General features: G+C 34.9%; 3 protein-coding genes. All 3 read right to left on the bottom strand.

Features of this window, described 5'->3' with window-relative positions; translation table 11 throughout:
- Positions 1–108 precede the first annotated feature (108 nt).
- Positions 109–687, bottom strand: a complete 579-nt coding sequence (locus tag NL42_RS19030) for a flavin reductase family protein (protein WP_461313938.1) — start codon at positions 685–687, stop codon at positions 109–111.
- 86 nt (positions 688–773) lie between these two features.
- The gene (locus tag NL42_RS19025; RefSeq protein WP_461313937.1) at positions 774–1,205 is read right to left on the bottom strand and encodes a hypothetical protein; all 432 of its coding nucleotides are present in this window, start codon (positions 1,203–1,205) and stop codon (positions 774–776) included.
- Positions 1,206–1,254: 49 nt separating this feature from the next.
- Positions 1,255–2,447 (bottom strand): hypothetical protein (locus tag NL42_RS19020; protein ID WP_461313936.1); only part of this gene is annotated, 1,193 nt, incomplete at its 5' end.

The raw sequence follows: 2,447 nt of genomic DNA, 5'->3' as shown, positions 1-2,447 counted from the left end.
CAAAAGACCGCAATTGTTATGCGGTCTTTTGCCATTGAGCAGAAATTTTCTAGTTTGAATCCGATTCGATGAAATTCAGAAAGTTAAGTAAAGTCAGTTTTTTGTTGATTAAAGCTGAGCTTTGACTTCTTCACCAATTAAATAAAAGGTTCCTCCAGCAATATAATGCAGGCTTCGAAGTTCTTTCGGTGCATCTTGAAAATGCCAGTGCCCATCTCTAAAAACGCGGCTATCTGCCCATGCACCCACAACAGAACCAATGAATAAATCATGAGCTGACTGATTATGGGGTTCTGGAATAAGTTTACAGACAAGCCATGCAATGCAACCTGATACAAGCGGGCTAGGAAGACCTTCTTGATAAAATAGTTCAACATCACAATGTTCAAGTTTTTGTGGATCATCCAACTTACTAACGGTTCCAAGTTGATGAGTCAGATCAAGCTGTGCATAGCAGGGAACTTGTAGTGTGAAATAACCACTTTGCTCAACGAGCTGTCGGGTTTTAGTACTTTTATCAAGAACCACGGATACTTTGGCTGGTTTGAACTCTAAGGCACATGCCCAAGCGGCAGCCATTACATTGCGGTCGTCACCATGTTGTGCAGAAACTAGGACAGTTGGACCATGATTTAACAAACGATAAGCTTTTTCTAACTCTACAGGTGCAATATATGATTCCGTCATATTTAGCCTAAGTAATAAAGAAAATAGATATTTCTTTGGTTAAAATTAATCAGAAATTGTTCAATTGAACATTTAAGACGGGAGAACTAAGTTTTAATAGGCTTCGGTTTCTGGTTGGTAATGATCAGAGAATATTCAGTTTGAGTATTACCGAAGCTGTATAAAGTAAAATTAAAACCGCTGTTAAAATATGTAGGATCTTTTGTCCCATATTTGTTAATTGCTATTTGATATGCATCTGCTAAATTTAGTGGTAGTTGCGAAGAATCTAAATAAATAATACGGGCATTGTCTTCAACGAATTGATTTTCAGCATAAATCATGAGGACATATGACGAATTAGAATTTACAGGTCGAAATAATATGTGCTGATTCCAGTTTTTAAATTTCGTTTTTGAATTAATCTCATTAAGAAAGAAATTCGCAGCTACTTTTAATTCATCCTCTGTGCCATTTGGGAATGCTTTGAAACAAATATGCTCTAATATTATTAAATCTGATTGTATAGGCATTTCCATGGTGTTCTCCTTAAATACCTGATTTTAAATTTTATTTTTTAGAAAATCGTTATTTTTGTGGTGCTGTTTGGGGGGAGGGGGTAATCGTCGTATCAAGTGTAATTTTGGATATAAGCTTTTGAGTTTCTTTGTTTGAATATGCATTTAAAATATTTCTGTTAATTCTTTCTAGTTTTCCATCCTTTAAAAGTACGTATTCTAGAGCCCAATAACCAAATACCATAGGGTTGCTAAAGGTTTGATTAATGGAGACACTTTTACCAAGATGAGTAATACGAAATACATCAGCTCCCATTTGATAATACCCACCGTATTGATTCAACATTTGTGCTTTTTTAAGATCATTTAATTGATTGGAAATACTTACTAAATCCGAGGTTTGTTTTAACTTGGCTTCAAGTTCTGCGACTTTCACATCAGTAGAACCGGTTCGGATTGGGGTTGGGATATTGGTTTCTTGAACATCTGTTTTAGTTGCTATTTTTTTGTCAATTAACTTTAGTAATGTATCAATGTCAGTAATTGTTTTATCGACAGTAGTCGCATTTGTATCACTGCTAGAGCCTTGATTGTTATTAGTTTCAGGTATTGCTGGTGTTGTAGGTAGTGTGTTTGGTTTAGGCATTGCTTGAGTACCTGAGTTAATGCCAAAACTTGTTGTATCGGAACTGCCTATCTGTCCTTTTAAAGCATTGCTTTCATCATCTTTAACAACTACGTAGATACTTGTAGCTGTAAAAATTTTTGATACAAAACGTAATATGATTGGATTTTTTGAGTCGCCAACACCTTTAATTTCATTTGTATACCATTTACTCAATTTTAGTTTTACGTCATCTTTTTGTGCCCATGTTTCAATAATATTTTGCATTTCCCAATCGTCAAACCCTTTAGCCTTTACGTTTGAGAGAGTTACGGCCATATTGCCATCATTGGCAGAGGAATAGGCTGCAGCTAATGGAATAGCATGAACATTCAGTTTTGTACCGATTCCACTTCTTTGGTTGTAATTAACTGAATATGTTGGGATAGCAACATCAAATTCATTAGGTTGAATTTGAATGTCTGAAATTTTTGAATATGTATTATTGATTTCTAATAAGCCATCTTTATTCCAACTATCTACCTCTTGATTTGTAGTTAAAGGTGTTAAAAAAATAGTTCCTACTTCAAGTCCTTTTTCTCCCACCAAAGGAACAATAGGAATTACTTGAGCTGCCCTTAAAGTTTTATTCCATTCCC

The sequence above is a fragment of the Acinetobacter sp. GN11 genome (assembly GCF_054823985.1).
The sequence above is the reverse complement of the archived record's forward strand: the minus strand, read 5'-3'. Positions and strand labels throughout refer to the sequence as shown.

What these genes read in the sequence shown, in the direction of transcription:
- NL42_RS19030 (WP_461313938.1), bottom strand. Translation starts at nt 687, where the DNA reads ATGACGGAATCATATATTGCACCTGTAGAGTTAGAAAAAGCTTATCGT.
- NL42_RS19025 (WP_461313937.1), bottom strand. Translation starts at nt 1,205, where the DNA reads ATGGAAATGCCTATACAATCAGATTTAATAATATTAGAGCATATTTGT.